The sequence below is a fragment of the Stenotrophomonas sp. 3(2025) genome, assembly GCF_052665395.1.
Genome location: NZ_JBQOIF010000006.1, coordinates 55,340 through 70,903, shown reverse-complemented (window position 1 = coordinate 70,903; position 15,564 = coordinate 55,340). Strand labels below are relative to the sequence as shown.

9 protein-coding genes and 1 riboswitch are annotated in these 15,564 nt (G+C 64.8%); of the genes, 6 read left to right on the top strand and 3 right to left on the bottom strand.

The features are described 5' to 3' along the window. Positions 1 to 31 precede the first annotated feature (31 nt). Entirely contained in the window at positions 32 to 1,693 is a 1,662-nt protein-coding gene (ggt, locus tag ACUXVE_RS06665) for a gamma-glutamyltransferase (RefSeq protein ID WP_093818215.1), read from the top strand. A gap of 552 nt (positions 1,694 to 2,245) precedes the next feature. On the opposite strand, the gene ACUXVE_RS06660 is transcribed toward ggt, so the two are convergent. After that, a complete protein-coding gene (locus tag ACUXVE_RS06660) occupies positions 2,246 to 3,823 on the bottom strand; it encodes a BCCT family transporter (RefSeq protein WP_445514060.1) in 1,578 nt (525 codons plus the stop codon). A 247-nt stretch (positions 3,824 to 4,070) separates the two neighbouring features. Next, positions 4,071 to 4,172, top strand: a riboswitch (TPP riboswitch). A gap of 93 nt (positions 4,173 to 4,265) precedes the next feature. On the opposite strand from ACUXVE_RS06660, the gene thiC reads away from it, so the two are divergent. The 5 genes from thiC to ACUXVE_RS06635 all read left to right on the top strand — a co-directional run bounded on the left by thiC (position 4,266) and on the right by ACUXVE_RS06635 (position 13,420). Next, positions 4,266 to 6,110: a phosphomethylpyrimidine synthase ThiC gene (thiC, locus tag ACUXVE_RS06655; RefSeq protein ID WP_222388415.1), complete on the top strand. Its 1,845-nt coding sequence runs from the start codon at positions 4,266 to 4,268 to the stop codon at positions 6,108 to 6,110. Between the two features lie 101 nt (positions 6,111 to 6,211). Further along, positions 6,212 to 6,883 (top strand): ion channel, encoded by a 672-nt coding sequence (locus ACUXVE_RS06650; RefSeq protein ID WP_093817951.1) that lies wholly within the window; start codon positions 6,212 to 6,214, stop codon positions 6,881 to 6,883. A 259-nt stretch (positions 6,884 to 7,142) separates the two neighbouring features. Next, positions 7,143 to 9,467, top strand: coding sequence for a winged helix-turn-helix domain-containing protein (locus ACUXVE_RS06645; RefSeq protein ID WP_445514059.1), 2,325 nt, complete (start codon positions 7,143 to 7,145; stop codon positions 9,465 to 9,467). 115 nt (positions 9,468 to 9,582) lie between these two features. Continuing rightward, the gene (locus tag ACUXVE_RS06640) at positions 9,583 to 10,482 is read left to right on the top strand and encodes a helix-turn-helix transcriptional regulator (protein ID WP_445514058.1); all 900 of its coding nucleotides are present in this window, start codon (positions 9,583 to 9,585) and stop codon (positions 10,480 to 10,482) included. Between the two features lie 49 nt (positions 10,483 to 10,531). Beyond that, a complete protein-coding gene (locus ACUXVE_RS06635; protein WP_177176989.1) occupies positions 10,532 to 13,420 on the top strand; it encodes a TonB-dependent receptor in 2,889 nt (962 codons plus the stop codon). Positions 13,421 to 13,653: 233 nt separating this feature from the next. Here the strand turns inward: ACUXVE_RS06635 and ACUXVE_RS06630 are convergent, their stop codons facing one another. After that, positions 13,654 to 14,775, bottom strand: coding sequence for an HDOD domain-containing protein (locus ACUXVE_RS06630; protein WP_445514057.1), 1,122 nt, complete (start codon positions 14,773 to 14,775; stop codon positions 13,654 to 13,656). 151 nt (positions 14,776 to 14,926) lie between these two features. After that, positions 14,927 to 15,463, bottom strand: a complete 537-nt coding sequence (gene ppa, locus ACUXVE_RS06625; protein WP_005410935.1) for an inorganic diphosphatase — start codon at positions 15,461 to 15,463, stop codon at positions 14,927 to 14,929. Positions 15,464 to 15,564 lie beyond the last annotated feature (101 nt).

The window sequence follows — 15,564 nt, the reverse complement described above, 5'->3', positions numbered from 1 at the left end:
GCTGGCAGCTGCCGTGCTGGCTGCCGTGCCCATGCTGTCCCAGGCCGCCGACCGCATTACCGGCCACACCTTCGCCACCCGTTCGGAGGTGATCGCCCCGCATGCGATGGCCGCCACCTCGCAGCCGCTGGCTACCCAGATCGCGCTGGACGTGATGAAGGCCGGTGGCTCGGCCGTCGATGCCGCCATTGCGGCCAACGCAGCGCTGGGGTTGATGGAGCCCACTGGCAATGGCGTCGGCGGCGACCTGTTCGCCATCGTGTGGGACCCGAAGACGCAGAAGCTCTACGGCTACAACGGCTCGGGCCGTTCGCCGAAGTCGCTCACCCTGGCCGAGTTCCAGCGTCGTGGCCTGAAGGAGATCCCCGCGACCGGCCCGCTGCCGGTATCGGTGCCGGGCGCGGTTGATGGCTGGTTCGCGCTGCACGAGCGCTTCGGCCGCAAGCCGATGGCCGACAACCTGGCCCCGGCCATCCGCTACGCGCGCGACGGTCATCCCGTTGCCGAAGTGATTGCCTATTACTGGGATCGCTCGGTGCCGAAGCTGTCGCAGTATCCGGGTTTCAAGGAACAGTTCACGATCGATGGCCACGCGCCGCGCAAGGGCGAGATGTGGAAGAACCCCAACCTTGCCGACACCCTGCAGAAGATCGCCGACGGCGGCCGTGATGCTTTCTACAAGGGCGACATCGCCCGCACCATCGGCGATTACTTCAAGAAGAACGGTGGCTACCTGAGCTACCAGGACATGGCCGACCATCATGGCGAGTGGGTCGAGCCGGTCAGCAGCAACTACCGCGGCTACGACCTGTGGGAACTGCCGCCCAACAGCCAGGGCATCGCCGCGCTGCAGATCCTCAACGTACTGGAAGGCTACGACTTCTCGAAGATTCCGTTCGGCTCACCCGAGCACGTGCATCTGTTCGTGGAAGCCAAGAAGCTGGCCTTCGCCGACCGTGCGCGCTTCTACGCCGACATGGCCTTCCAGCCGGCGCCGGTACAGAAGCTGATCTCCAAGGAGTACGCAGCGCAGCGTCGCGCGCTGGTCTCGATGGACAAGGCGCTGAAGGAAGTACAGCCGGGTACGCCCAAGCAGCTGGAAGAGGGCGACACGATCTACATGACCGTGGCCGATGCCGACGGCATGATGGTGTCACTGATCCAGTCCAACTACCGCGGCATGGGCAGCGGCATGGCCCCGCCGGGGCTGGGCTTCATCCTGCAGGATCGCGGCGAGATGTTCGTGCTGCAGAAGAACCATCCCAACGGTTACGCACCGGGCAAGCGTCCCTTCCAGACCATCATTCCGGCCTTCATCACCAAGGGCGGCAAGCCTTATGCAAGCTTCGGGGTGATGGGTGGTGCGATGCAGCCGCAGGGGCACGCACAGATCGTGATGAACCTGGTGGACTTCGGCATGAACCTGCAGGAGGCCGGTGATGCCCCCCGCATCCAGCATGAGGGATCGACCGAACCGACCGGGCAGGCGACGGCGATGACTGATGGTGGCGAGGTCAATCTGGAAACCGGGTTCCCGTACGAGACGGTGCGGGCGCTGATGCGCAAGGGGCATCGGGTGGTGTTCGCCGATGGTCCGTATGGTGGTTATCAGGCGATCCTGCGTGATCCGGAAACGGGCGTGTACTACGGCGCGTCGGAGAGCCGCAAGGATGGGCAGGCGGCGGGGTATTGAGGTTTCCCGGCCACCGGGCTGAGCCCCCTCTGCGGTGGATTCCGTAATGCTGGGTTTGGCCGGGCGGGTGGATTGTCTGGGGGCCGCCGTGAATACGTCCCTGTAGGCTCGGTCGCCGCATCCATGCGGCTCACGCCCCAGCCAACCCACCCGCCCGGCCACGGACAGTTTCCTGTGGCCGCCACCGCAGTAAGAGAAAGAAGAAGATCAAAAGCAAAGGCAACAGCAACAGCCGCGCGCTGTGTGTTGGGGTCGGATCCGTTTTCCTTTGGAAAACGGATCCGACCCCTCCTTGTTTTCCGATACACCTCATCCACGCATGGCGTGGATCCACCAACCGTCACCGGGAAATTGTCGGAGGCGGGGGGCCGATGGCGGGACCGTCCACGGCATGGATGCCGTGGACGAGCCTACAGGGACGTACTTGCGGCGTGTCCCGCCATCTGTCCCCTTCCTGCCAGGCAAGCAACAACTCAGAGCCGCCTTGGCTTTTGAAGTTGCACTTGCAGTTGCTTGAAAAAAAGCGGTGCAGCCGCTGGCTGCAAAACACCCTCAATCCTGATCCTGCGCGCGTGCCGCCTCCGCCAGGGTCTCTTCCTGCGCCGCCATCTCGCGTGCGATCCACGCATCGATCATGCGCCGCTGGCGCTGCGCCTGCCGCCGCTCGCGCGTGTATTCCTGGTCCAGTACCCGGTACAGCGACACCATCACCAGCACCATCAGCAGCGCGAACGGCAACGCCGCAATCGTGATCATGCCCTGCAACGCATCCAGTCCGCCCGCGAGCAGCAATGCCGCCGCAATCAACGCTACCGCGATGCCCCACGCCAGCTTGCGCTTCAGCGGCGGATCTCCGGCTTCGTCGGTGGACATGCTGGCCAGTACCAGCACCGCCGAATCGGCCGAGGTCACGAAGAAGATCATCAACAGCACCAACGCCACCGCCGACAGCATCAGCGACGCCGGCAGGCTGTCGAACAGGGTGAACAGCACCGTCTCATAGCCATTGCCCAGTGCCTGCACAAGGTCGGCGTGGCCGAAGATCTGCGCCCACAATGCCGTTCCGCCGAACACGGCGAACCAGAAGAAGCCCAGCAGGGTCGGTGCCAGAACAACGCCGATCACGAACTCGCGCACGCTGCGGCCGCGCGAGATGCGCGCGATGAAGGAACCCACGAACGGGGCCCACGAAATCCACCACGCCCAGTAGAAGATCGTCCAGTCGGCCACCCACGTGCTGCCGGAGAACGGCGACATGCGCAGGCTCATGGTCACCAACTGGTTTAGGTAGGAACCCAGTGTGGTGGTGAACGTATCGAAGATGAATCCAGTCGGCCCCAGCACAAGTACGGTCGCGGCCAGCAATGCAGCCAGTGCCAGGTTGAAGTTGGACAGCCACTTCACGCCGCGCTCCACACCGCTGGCGGTCGAGGCCATGTACAGCACGAAGGCAATGGCGATGATGGTCATCTGCACCGGTACAGTCGCCTGCAGGCCAAATACACGCTCCACGCCTGCAGCGATCTGGATGGTGCCGAAGCCGAGCGTCGTCGCCACGCCGATCGCCGTGGCGACCACCGCCGCGATGTTGACGACACGGCCGATCCAGCCGCGATGGTGGCGGCCGATGATCGGCTGCAGCATATCGCTGACCAGCCCGCGTCCATTGCGGTTGAACTGGAACCAGGCCATCGCCAGGCCGATCAGTGCATAGATCGCCCACGGATGCAGGCCCCAGTGGAAGAACGCATAACGCATCGATGCACGCGCGGCATCCATGCTTTGCGGTTCAAGGCCTTCAGGTGGCTTGGTGAAGTGCGAGATCGGCTCGGCGGCGCCCCAGAACACCAGGCCGATGCCCATGCCGGCGGCGAACAGCATCGACATCCAGCTGGCGCGCGAAAATTCGGGTTCAGCGTCTTCGCCACCGATGCGCAGGTTGCCGAAGCGGCCGAAGGCCAGGTACATCAGGAACACCAGCGCCAGGAATACCACCAGCAGGTACAGCCAACCGACGCTGCGGATGACATCAGCCAGCGCCGCCTGCACGACGGTATTGAAGGGGCCGGGCGCGAGGCCGGCCAGCAGCACCAGGACAAGCACCAGTGCGATGGAAATGCGAAACACCATGAAGGAGCTTCTCCGATCAAGGGAATGAGGGGAGCGAGCGAAAGCTTGCAGGGAGCAGGCCGGCGACAGTGTGCGCGCACCGGACAGGCACCGCGATGGCGGCAGGGAAAGCGCCACGTGCAACGGTGCGGCGCGCGTGCACGTTACTGAATGCGACGTCACGGTTCTGTTAACGCGGGTGCGGCAGATCTGCGCCCTGCGTGGATGAACGGGCAGGAGGTCGAGTGGTTTCTATGCTCTAATGCCCACCAAGAAGCGGGGGTACCGCGGCCTTGTGGCCACGGTTGAGATAGTCCCTTGGAACCTGATCCGGCTCATACCGGCGTAGGGAAGCTTTGCAATGCAGCCGTACCCGGAACCTGCCCAGGGAGCGCCTTGGTGCCGTCCGTGCGCGGGTGCAGTGCGCCGCCGCTTCGTCCCTGACCTTCCTGGACGATGCCCGATGAACGCACAGCTCTCCGCCCTGCAGCAACAGGCCCAGCAACTCTCCGAATCCGTGACCCGGCCCATTCCCGGCTCGCGCAAGATCCACGTGCCTGGCTCGCGCCCGGACCTGCAGGTGCCCATGCGCGAGATCGCGCTGACCCGCACGCCGACCGTGTTCGGCGGCGAAGAGAACGCACCGGTCACCGTCTACGACACCTCCGGCCCGTACACCGATCCGGACGTGCGCATCGACCTGTCTACGGGCCTGCCGGCACTGCGCCGTGGCTGGGTGGAGGAGCGCAACGACACCGAGCAGCTCGACGGCCTCAGCTCCTCGTTCGGCCGCGCGCGCGAACATGATCCGAAGCTGGACCCGGTGCGTTTTCCCGCGCGCAGCCTGCCACGTCGCGCGCGGGCCGGCGCCAACGTCACCCAGATGCACTATGCGCGCCGCGGCATCATCACCCCGGAAATGGAATTCGTGGCAATCCGCGAAAACCAGCGGCTGGAAGCGATCCGCGATGCCGCACTGCTGCAGCAGCATCCTGGCGAGGCATTCGGTGCGTCGATCCAGCAGATCATCACCCCGGAATTCGTGCGCGAAGAAATCGCCCGCGGCCGTGCGGTGCTGCCCAACAACATCAATCACCCGGAAAGCGAGCCGATGATCATCGGCCGCAACTTCCTGACCAAGATCAACGCCAACATCGGCAACAGCGCGGTGTCCTCGGGCATTGCCGAGGAAGTGGAAAAGCTGGTGTGGGCGATCCGCTGGGGCGGCGACACGGTGATGGACCTGTCCACCGGCAAGCACATCCATGAAACGCGCGAATGGATCATCCGCAATTCGCCGGTGGCGATCGGTACGGTGCCGATCTACCAGGCGCTGGAAAAAGTCGACGGCCGCGCCGAAGCGCTGACCTGGGAGATCTTCCGCGACACCCTGATCGAACAGGCAGAGCAGGGCGTGGACTACTTCACCATTCATGCCGGGGTGCTGCTGCGCTATGTGCCACTCACTGCCAGGCGGGTTACCGGCATCGTCAGCCGCGGCGGCTCGATCATGGCCAAGTGGTGCCTGGCCCACCACAAGGAGAACTTCCTCTACACCCATTTCGAAGACATCTGCGAAATCATGAAGGCCTACGACGTGACCTTCTCGCTGGGTGATGGCCTGCGTCCTGGTTGCATCGCCGATGCCAACGATGCGGCACAGTTCGGCGAGCTGGAGACGCTGGGCGAGTTGACGAAGATTGCGTGGAAGCACGACGTACAGACCATGATCGAAGGCCCCGGCCATGTGCCGATGCAGCTGATCAAGGAAAACATGGACAAGCAGCTGCGCGAGTGCGGCGAGGCGCCGTTCTACACGCTCGGTCCGCTGACCACCGACATCGCGCCGGGCTATGACCACATCACCAGCGCGATCGGTGCGGCGATGATCGGTTGGTTCGGCACTGCCATGCTCTGCTACGTCACGCCGAAGGAGCATCTGGGCCTGCCCAACCGGCAGGACGTACGCGACGGCATCATGGCCTATCGCATCGCCGCCCATGCTGCTGACCTGGCCAAGGGGCATCCGGGTGCGCAGGTGCGTGACAACGCGCTGAGCAAGGCACGCTTCGAATTCCGCTGGGAAGACCAGTTCCACCTCGGCCTGGACCCGGAGAAGGCCAAGGAATTCCACGACGAGACCCTGCCCAAGGACGCGCACAAGCTGGCCCACTTCTGTTCGATGTGCGGCCCGCATTTCTGTTCGATGAAGATCACCCAGGACGTGCGCGAGTACGCCGAGAAGGGCATGCAGGAAAAGTCCGAGCAGTTCCGGGCGGCCGGCGCCGAGGTGTACCAGCAGGGCTGATCGCAGATGGGTAGTGCCGGGTCATGCCCGGCACCGTCCAGTCACCCATCTCACCGACATGCCGCTATCCTCGCCCCATCGTTCCCCGGGGACACGGAACCATGCCCATTGCCGTCACCACCCGCTGGCTGGCCATCGCCCGCCGTCATCCCTCGGCCTGGCTGCTCGGCGCACAGCTGCTGTCGGTACTGCTGTACCCGGCGTTGGACGAAACCGCTGCCGGGCGCGCGGCAGTGGGCGTGTTCGGCATGGCCGTGCTCGGCCTGGCACTGTGGGTGGTGCAGCGCAGCCCGCTGGGGACATGGCTGGCGTTGGTGCTGGCCATCCCGGCGGTGGTGTTTTCCCTTTCGGCGGCCCTGCTTGATCGGCCTGCACTGGGCATCACCGCGCAACTGCTGGAAAGCCTGCTGTATTTCTACACCGCCGGTGCGCTGATCGCTTACATGCTGCAGGACCACAAAGTGACGCGCGACGAGCTGTTCGCCGCCGGTGCCACGTTCACTCTGCTGGCATGGGCATTCGCTTTTACCTTTGCCGTATGTCAGCAGTGGTATCCGGGCAGTTTCCAGGGCGCCAATGGCGGGGCGCAGCGCACGTGGATGGAGCTGCTTTATCTGAGCTTCAGCTTATTGTCGGGGGTGGGTCTCAGCGACGTCGTGCCGCTGCATCCGCAGGCCCGCGCGCTGGTAATGCTGGAGCAGTTTTCCGGCGTCATGTACGTAGCGTTGGTGGTTTCGCGGCTGGTTGGCCTGACCATGCTGAAACGCTTCTGAAAATGAACGCCAGATAAAAATATCGCGCCCAGAAGGGCGCGAATGATGATGCGTATTATGTGAATGCGTCGGCGAGAGAGAGCCTGATGTCGACCACGCGATAGGCGAGGTAACTCGCATAGGCTAATATCCGGAGGCTTCGTTTTTTTTGCGGTATGCGCCGATGCTTTGTGCGGAATCTGGCTTCTTGCTGTGCCAAGGATGGGAAGGGATCGATGGTGAACAGTGTTTGCGGCCTGTTTCAGCCCCATAGCAACGAATGATCAACAGCGAAATCCAGCCGCCTGAATCCGACCGCGTCCGCGTCGGCGAGTGCATCGTTACTTTGTCCTCGCGTGAGGTTGAAGTTGCCGGTGCCCGCCGTACACGCCGTTTGACGCCCAAGTCGCTGGGCGTGCTGCGCGTGTTGATGCGGCAGCCGGGGCGGGTGGTGACCCGTGACGAGCTGTTCGCCGAAGTGTGGCCGGACACGCTGCCGACCAATGATGTGCTGACCCAGGCTGTCACCCAGCTGCGCAAGGCGTTCAGCGTCGACGATGACAACGGCCAGGCCTACATCGAGACCATCGCCAAGACCGGTTACCGCCTGCTTGTGCCGGTGCAACCGCTGGCGGACCACGAGACCGATGCGATCGCCGTTGCAGAGGACTCGACCGCATCGCCACCGCCTGCGCCGGAGGCGGTGACCACCGGCGGCGCGCCGGTGGTTGATCGCGGAAGCCGCCGCTGGCGCCGTTGGCGTCGTCGCCTGTTGCTGGCACTGGGCGTGGCGATGCTGCTTGCGCTGGTGGTGTTGAGCGTACTGCTGCTGCACCGCCCGGCGCCGGTGAATTCCCCGGTGGATGCGGCAGTGGAGAACGGCACGCGGGTGATCGGGAGTCCGGAGCGGCCGTATCGATTGATTACCGCGACGGCCGGTTTTGAGACCTATCCCACACTTTCGCCTGATGGATCGCAGGTCGCCTACGAAGGCGCCAACGACGATGGCACCGGCGGCAACGCCATCAAGGTGCAGACCTCCGGCAACGCCCCTGCGCGCCAGCTGCTTTCGCCGCCGTCGGGTGCCAGCGACCGTTTCCCGAACTGGTCGCCCGATGGCCGCGAAATCGCCTTCGCCCGCTTTGGCGCCGATGCCAGCTGCCAGGTGCTGATCGCCAGCGCCACCGGCGGCGCCGTGCGCCAGGCCACGCGCTGCGACGGCACCGAGCTGCTCAGTTTCGACTGGACGCCCGATGGCCGTGGCCTGGTCTTCGGCAGCATGGTCGGTCGCTATGCCCATCGCGGCATCCGCGTGCTGGATCTGGCCACCGGCCAATGGCGTGCGCTTGATTACGCGGTCGACGAGGATGATTTCGACTACGCCCCGCGCTATTCCCCGGATGGCCGATGGCTGGTGTTTGTCCGCAACCCACAGCTGGGCGACCTGTGGCGTATGCCTGCCAGTGGCGGTACGCCCGAGCAGTTGACCACCGAATCGGCCGAGCTGCGTGGTTGGGCGTGGCTGGGTGACGGCCGGCATATCGTGTTCGGTCGCCGCGTGGACAGCGAAGCACGCCTGTACTACCTCGACGTCGAGCGCCGCACGCTGCGCGACGCCGGGCTCGACGATGCGCAGTGGCCGGCAGTGTCCCGCCGCGGCGACATGCTGGCGTTCGTGCATCGGCGCGCGCAGTTCGGGGTGTTCAGGATGCCCGCGCAGGGCGGTGCCGGTGAGCGCCTGTTCGCCTCCAGTGGCCGCGACGGGCAACCGATGGTGGCACCGGATGGGCGGCAACTGGTGTTCAGTTCCGATCGTTCCGGCAGCTTCGCCCTGTGGTGGGCCGACATGCAGCGGCCGGAGTCGCTGCGGCCGATCGAAGGACTGAAGCCAGAGGCACGGCAGGCGCCGGACTGGTCGGCCGACAGCCGGCATCTGCTGGTGGTCGGCCGCGATGAGCATGGCGAAGCGGTTGTCTACGAGATCGCACCGCGCGATGAACAACTTCAGCGGCTTCCGGTCCCCGCCGATCAGCCATTGCAGGCGTTGTACGGCGCAGACGCGGAGCAGCTGCTGGTGGTCGAACGTGATGCCGACCAGCACACCCGCTTGAGCCTGTTCGACCGCAGCGTGCAGCCATGGCGGCGGTTGGCCAGCCTGGAGGGGGTGTCGCAGGCGCGTTTCGACCGCAGCACCGGGCGGGTGCTGTTCACCCGGCTGGCAGCCGGTGGGCTGTGGTCGGTGGACGCGGCGTTGACCCCCGGCAGCGTGCAGCAGGTCAGTGAGGACCGACCCAGCCGCTGGCGCTATCGCACCTGGACGGTGGCCGGCAACGGCAGCATCGACTACCTCGGCAGCAGTGCCAGCTGTGGCACGACCCTGGTCCGTATCCAGTCCGGACGCGAAGAAGCGGAGCGCTGCCTGGACGCCCAGCGGTTGAGCGCGGGCAATGGACTGAGCGCCAGTGCCGACGGAAGCAACCTGTACCTGGCCCTGGCCATCAGCGATGGTGCCGACATCGGCGTAATGCGACTGCCCGAACAACCGCCCGCCCTGTTCCCGGCATTTTCCAAGCTGTTGATCTTGAACGAGAAAGGGCCTTCGTAATTTCTTCGTGACGATCTCGCCGCGAATTCGTGGCGATCTCGGCAGTCTTTCCTGACGCGCTGCCACCTCATTTGGCAAAACGGAGGCCTGTACTTGGCAAATCCGTGGTGCCCCTATGCGTCAACTCTCGCTGGCCGATCGTGGCCAAACCGTATCCCTGGACAAGGCGATCGACGATGTCGCGCCGACCTGCATGGGGGTTGCCCGCCTCGGCAGCCTGCAGACCGCCGGCACCAGCTTCAGCGTCTGGATGCAGGTGCGCGGCACCTCGTGGGTGGAAGCCAAGGAAGGGCGGTTCCGGCTTCGCCAGGGCGAGTGGATCGCGTTCGAGAAGGAGTCCAGGCCACTGGTCCAGGCCGGACGCAACGGCTTGTGCGTGGGCATGAACCTGAACGTGGAAGCGCTGCGCGTGCTGACCGAAATGGCCGACTGCGGCCTGTACGCCGGTCGTGGCCAGATGAACCGCGCTGATGCGCGGGTTGCGCTGCGCCTGTGGCGTGACGCCCTGGCCACTGGTCATCCGGCGCAGGCGCTGCGCCCGTTGCTGCTGCATCTGGCCGGTCTGCAGCGCAGCCTGGCCGACAACGTACAGCGTTGCCCGGGCCGCTCGCGCAGCCGCAAGCGCCAGGTGTTCGGTCGCATGCAGCGCGCGCGCCTGTATCTGGAAGGCAACAGCCATCGTGTGGTGCGCATCGGCGAACTGGCCGAGCTGACCAACTTCTCCAGCTGGTATCTCTCCAAGACGTTCCAGAGCCTGTACGAGGAAAGCCCGCAGTCGCTTTCGGCACGGTTGCGCCTCGAGCGCGCGGCCGACCTGCTGCGCGATACCGACATGATGGTCGGCGAAGTGGCTGCCGCCAGCGGTTTTGACAACTGCTGCAGTTTCGCGCGTGCCTTCCGCGCCCGCTACGGCCAGTCCGCCTCACGCTTCCGCGAGAATGACGGGCAGCTTCCGCCACACTCCGCAAAGTCTCCGGTTGTGTCGCGCAAATACAGCGCTGCAACGCAATCGTAACGTGCTACGGCGTTTTAACACGCTACTAACACGTACCTTGGAGAGATTGATGAACGTTCGTATTCCTGCAGTGCGGCTCGGCTTGTTGCCGGCCGGCATTGCGCTTGCCTTGGCACCGTCCTTCGCTTCGGCGCAGGACGCAGCTGCCGGCGGCACGACCGACCTGGACCGCATTTCGGTCACTGGTTCGCGCATCCGCCAGGCGAGCATGGAAACCGCGCAGCCGGTGATCGCGCTGCAGCGCGCCGACATTGAAAAGCAGGGCTTCACCAGCGTTGCCGACATCGTGCAGAACCTGTCGGCGACCGGTTCGCCGGCGATCAGCCGCGCCGATGCCCTGTCTTCGGGCGAAGAAGTCGGCGGCCAGTACGTCGACCTGCGCAACCTCGGCCCGGAGCGCACCCTGGTGCTGCTGGACGGCAAGCGCATGGGCACCAGCACCGGCGGCTACACCGACCTGGCCTCGATCCCGACCTCGGTCGTGGAACGCATCGAAGTGCTGACCGACGGTGCATCGGCCATCTATGGTTCCGACGCCATCGCCGGCGTGGTCAACATCATCACCCGCAAGAATTTCGACGGCCTGGAAGCCAGCGTCTACGGTGGCCAGTACGGCCAGGGCGACGGCCAGAAGCAGGTCTACAACTTCGTCTACGGCCAGACCGGTGAGCGCGGTTCGATCACCTTCGGCGCTGAGTACAGCAAGGAAGACGAGGTCAAGGCCAAGGATCGTTCCTTCAGCCGCTACCCGAACGGCCGCTTCCACCCGTTCCCGACCGACGACGATGCCAATGGCTGGTCGCCGGCGTCGAACCAGGGCGTGCTGATCGACGACATGGGTACCCCGAAGGACGCCAACGACGATATCTGGTACACCCGTGCCAATACCGGTGCCGGCAACGGCATGGGCGACTTCCGTGAGTTCGGCACCGCCGACTACACCAATGCCAGCCAGGAAATGTGGCTGCAGAACAAGCTGACCCGTCGCTCGGTCTTTGCCAACGGCAACTACGACCTGACCGACAACATCCGCGCCACCGCGAACGTGCTGTACACCAAGCGCACCGCGACCTCGCAGATTGCCGGCTACCCGTACCAGTCCGAGGTCTACGGCACCCCGCTGTCGGCCGACAGCATCTACAACCCGCTGGGCAAGGACGCGAACTTCATCCGTCGCACCTCCGAGTTCCCGCGCCAGACCGAATCCGAGCAGGAAACCTTCCGCTTCTCGGCCGGCCTGGAAGGTTCGTTCGAGTTCGCCGACAAGTTCTGGGACTGGGACGTAGGCTACGTCTACAACCAGAACAAGGGCGTCAAGACCGGCACCGGCAACCTGTTCATCCCGAACGTGCAGAACGCCGTCGGCCCGTCCTTCATGGACGGCGACGTTGCCCGTTGCGGCACCCCGGGCAAGGTGATCGCCGGTTGCACCCCGTGGAACCCGCTCGCACCGTACGGCTCCACCGGCAACGGTTCGCTGGCTGACCCGGCACTGCAGGCCTACCTGTTCCTGCCGAGCCACGACACCTACACCAACACCACCAAGGCTTACAGCGCCAACATCTCCGGTTCGCTGTTCACGCTGCCGGCCGGTGACCTGGCTATCGCCGCCGGTTACGAGCACCGCCAGGAAAGCGGTGAGTACAACCCGGATGCACTGCTGCAGTCGGGCCTGAGCACCGACCTGGCCGGCGCGCCGACCAAGGGCAGCTACAAGCTCGACGAGTTCTACGTCGAACTGAACGTGCCGGTGCTGGCCGACATGCCGTTCGCCAAGGAACTGTCGCTCGACATGGCCGGTCGCTATTCGGACTACAACACCTTCGGCGACACCATCAACAGCAAGTTCGGCCTGAAGTGGAAGCCGATCGACGACCTGCTGGTGCGTGCGACCTATTCGACGGGCTTCCGCGCGCCGAACATCGCCAACATGTACGGCGGCACCTCGCAGACCTTCGACGCCTACACCGATCCGTGCGACAGCAGCTTCGGTTCGGCGTCGCGCAACCCGTCGGTTGCCGCAGCCTGCGGCGCCCGTGGCGTTCCGGCGAACTTCCGCCAGATCACCTCCGGTGGCGCACAGTCGACCGGCCCGGGCACCCAGTCCTACAGCGCCTTCGAGTCCGGTTCCAACCCGGAACTGCAGCCGGAAACCTCCAAGACCTGGACCGCTGGCCTGGTCTACAGCCCGAACTTCGTGCAGGGCCTGGACGTCAGCCTGGACTGGTGGAAGATCCGCATCGACAACGTGATCGCCGCCGAGTCGGTGACCTCGATCCTCAACCAGTGCTACGTGCTGGGCGTGGCGTCGGCGTGTGACCGCTTCAGCCGCGGTACCGAAGGCCGCACCGTCAACCAGGTGGTCGACGTTACCCGTACCCTGATCAACGGTGGTTACCAGGAAACCGCAGGTTACGACCTGGGCATCAAGTACCGCCTGCCGGAGTTCTCCTTCGGCAAGATCGTGGTTGACTGGAAGACCACCTACGTCGACTACCTCGAGTACAAGCGCGACAACGAAGCCGAGACTCCGGTCGAGCAGCACACCAGCTGGGCAACCGGCGACTGGGGTGCGAACTTCCGCGTCCGTTCGAACCTGAATGTCGATTGGAGCCTGGGCAACCTGGGCGTCAACTGGGCCGTGCGTTACTACTCGAGCATGAAGGAGCCGTGCTCCTACGACACCGAGTGCAACCTGCCTGACTTCAACTCGGCCTATACCCTGGGCCAGCCGACCCGCAAGGTCGGTTCGAACACCTTCCACGATGTGCAGGTGCGTTACACCCTGCCGTGGCAGGCCACTGTCTCGGTCGGTGCCAACAACGTGTTCAACCACGAAGGCCCGGTCATGTACAGCCAGCCGAACTCGAGCTTCTCCTACTACGGTGGCTTCGACATCGGTCGTTACTACTACATGAAGTACACCCAGCGCTTCTGATCCATCGAAGCGTGACAGCAGAAAGAGGAGGGCGGGCCGCAAGGTCCGCCCTTCTTGTTTGTGCGGTCGGGCAACGCGGCTGTCCACGCCGCGCGCCGAACCCCCGGTCACCAGCGATTGATCCACGTCTCCAGTAGATCCACGCCATGCGTGGATGAACTTCCGTCGCAACGAAAAAAGGCAGGCCACCTGGCCTGCCTTTCGTCCCATCCGCACTCGCCTGGCGCGGTGCCTCAGGCCTCGTTCGGCACCAGCCCCATCAGGCTGTTGGCGTGCTCACGCCACTGCGGCAGCTTGTTCAGCACACCGGCGCGCTGCAGATACTCTTCATCCACCGGGTCGCCGTTGACCAGCGCCAGCGCCACGTGCACCGCACCGGTCACCCAGAAACTGCGGGTGTTCGCGCGCTGCGGCTGCAGGTGGAACGCCACTGCCTCGATGATCGGCATCGGCAGGCCCCACAGGCCCAGCAGATAGGCGCCGGCTTCGGCATGCCCGGGGCGATCATCATCGGCCGGCTCCGGTTCGCTGCGCTCGTTGCGTACGCCTGGCAGCAGCAGGCCGATGTCGGCCAGCAGGGCGGCGGTGGCACCGAGTTCGGCGCTGGAGTCGGGCAGCAGGCGTGCGGCCAACCGGGAGGCCATCAACGCACGCTGCTGCAGCGAATTGCGTTCGGCCCCGGACAAGGTGGGCGCGGAGAACACCTCACTGGCCAGCACCAGGTCACGCAGCGTGGCCAGGCCCAGCCGGGTCACGGCGGTGCGCAGGTCGGCGATGGTGCGGCCCTGGCTGAAGAACGCCGAATTGGAAAGCTGCAGCACCTTGGCCGCGATCGCCGGGTCGGCGGCGACCAGCTTGGCGACATCGGCGCTGTCGGCGTCGTCGTCATGTTCCAGGGCCTGGGTCAGGCTCAGGTAAAGATGCGGCGGCGAAGGCAGCTTCTCGATGCGGCCGATGGCATCGCGCAGGCGTGGGCTGTCCAGCACGTCGCGCAGCTCTTCCAGGCTGGTCAATGCTTCCAGCAGTACTTCCGGTGCCAGCGGCAGTGGCAGGAAGCGATGGGCGACCCCGATCAGGCGCGCCGGCGGCGGCCGGTTGCCGTGCTGTGCATCGACCAGTGCGATGCGGATGGTCTCCGGGCGCAAGGTGCGGATCTGTCCCAGCAACGTGGTCGCGTTGAGATCGGGCAACTGCGGGCAGACGATCACCGCGTCCACGCCCTGAGTGGCGACCGCGGTCATCGCGGCATGGCCATCGGTGGCGGTCAACGGCTGCCAGTCTTCCCCAAGATCGGCAATGAATTCGGTCAGCTCAGCCGGCAGGCTGGCTGCATCCCCAACAAGCAGAATACGCACGACACATTCCCCTGGCTGTCTCGACGGTCGATGTCGATGACGTGTGAAGTGACGCAATTTACCTAATACGGCGGCAAAGGTGATGTGCCGCCGTCATGAAACGTGACCCGCATCGCTCCGACGCCGTGCGCCGGAGCAATGCTGTTCAGTCTCAGGCCTTGCTGTCCAGATGGCGCTGGTGCGCTTCGATCAGGATCTGCTTGGCCTCGGCCGCGCCACCCCAACCGTCCAGCTTGACCCACTTGCCCTTCTCCAGGTCCTTGTAGTGCTCGAAGAAGTGGCCGATGCGCTCCAGCCAGTGGCTCGACACCTGGGCGATGTCCTCGACGTGGGCATAGCCGCTGAAGATCTTCGAAACCGGCACGGCCAGGATCTTCTCGTCGCTGCCTGCCTCATCGCTCATCTTCAGCACGCCGACCGGACGGCAGCGCACCACCGAACCCGGGACCAGCGGCAGCGGCAGCACCACCAGCACGTCGGCCGGATCGCCGTCGCCGCACAGGGTGCTCGGCACGTAGCCGTAGTTGCAGGGGTAGCGCATCGGGGTGGACAGGATGCGGTCGACGAAGATCGCGCCGGTTTCCTTGTCCACTTCGTACTTCACCGGCTCGGAATCCTTCGGGATCTCGATGATGACGTTGATTTCTTCCGGCGGGTTCTTGCCGGGCGAGACGAGTTCCAGACCCATGGTGTGCTCCAGGTGGGGGATGTAGACGGATAGCTCTCCATTTTATGCCTTTGCCGGGCGCTGTGCAGGGTAGGGCAGGGCCGACCTGCGCGCTCGGCCCT

Coding starts and splice junctions, on each gene's coding strand:
- ggt (WP_093818215.1), top strand. CDS start 32: ATGCTGTCCCAGGCCGCCGACCGCATTACCGGCCACACCTTCGCCACC.
- ACUXVE_RS06660 (WP_445514060.1), bottom strand. CDS start 3,823: ATGGTGTTTCGCATTTCCATCGCACTGGTGCTTGTCCTGGTGCTGCTG.
- thiC (WP_222388415.1), top strand. CDS start 4,266: ATGAACGCACAGCTCTCCGCCCTGCAGCAACAGGCCCAGCAACTCTCC.
- ACUXVE_RS06650 (WP_093817951.1), top strand. CDS start 6,212: ATGCCCATTGCCGTCACCACCCGCTGGCTGGCCATCGCCCGCCGTCAT.
- ACUXVE_RS06645 (WP_445514059.1), top strand. CDS start 7,143: ATGATCAACAGCGAAATCCAGCCGCCTGAATCCGACCGCGTCCGCGTC.
- ACUXVE_RS06640 (WP_445514058.1), top strand. CDS start 9,583: ATGCGTCAACTCTCGCTGGCCGATCGTGGCCAAACCGTATCCCTGGAC.
- ACUXVE_RS06635 (WP_177176989.1), top strand. CDS start 10,532: ATGAACGTTCGTATTCCTGCAGTGCGGCTCGGCTTGTTGCCGGCCGGC.
- ppa (WP_005410935.1), bottom strand. CDS start 15,463: ATGGGTCTGGAACTCGTCTCGCCCGGCAAGAACCCGCCGGAAGAAATC.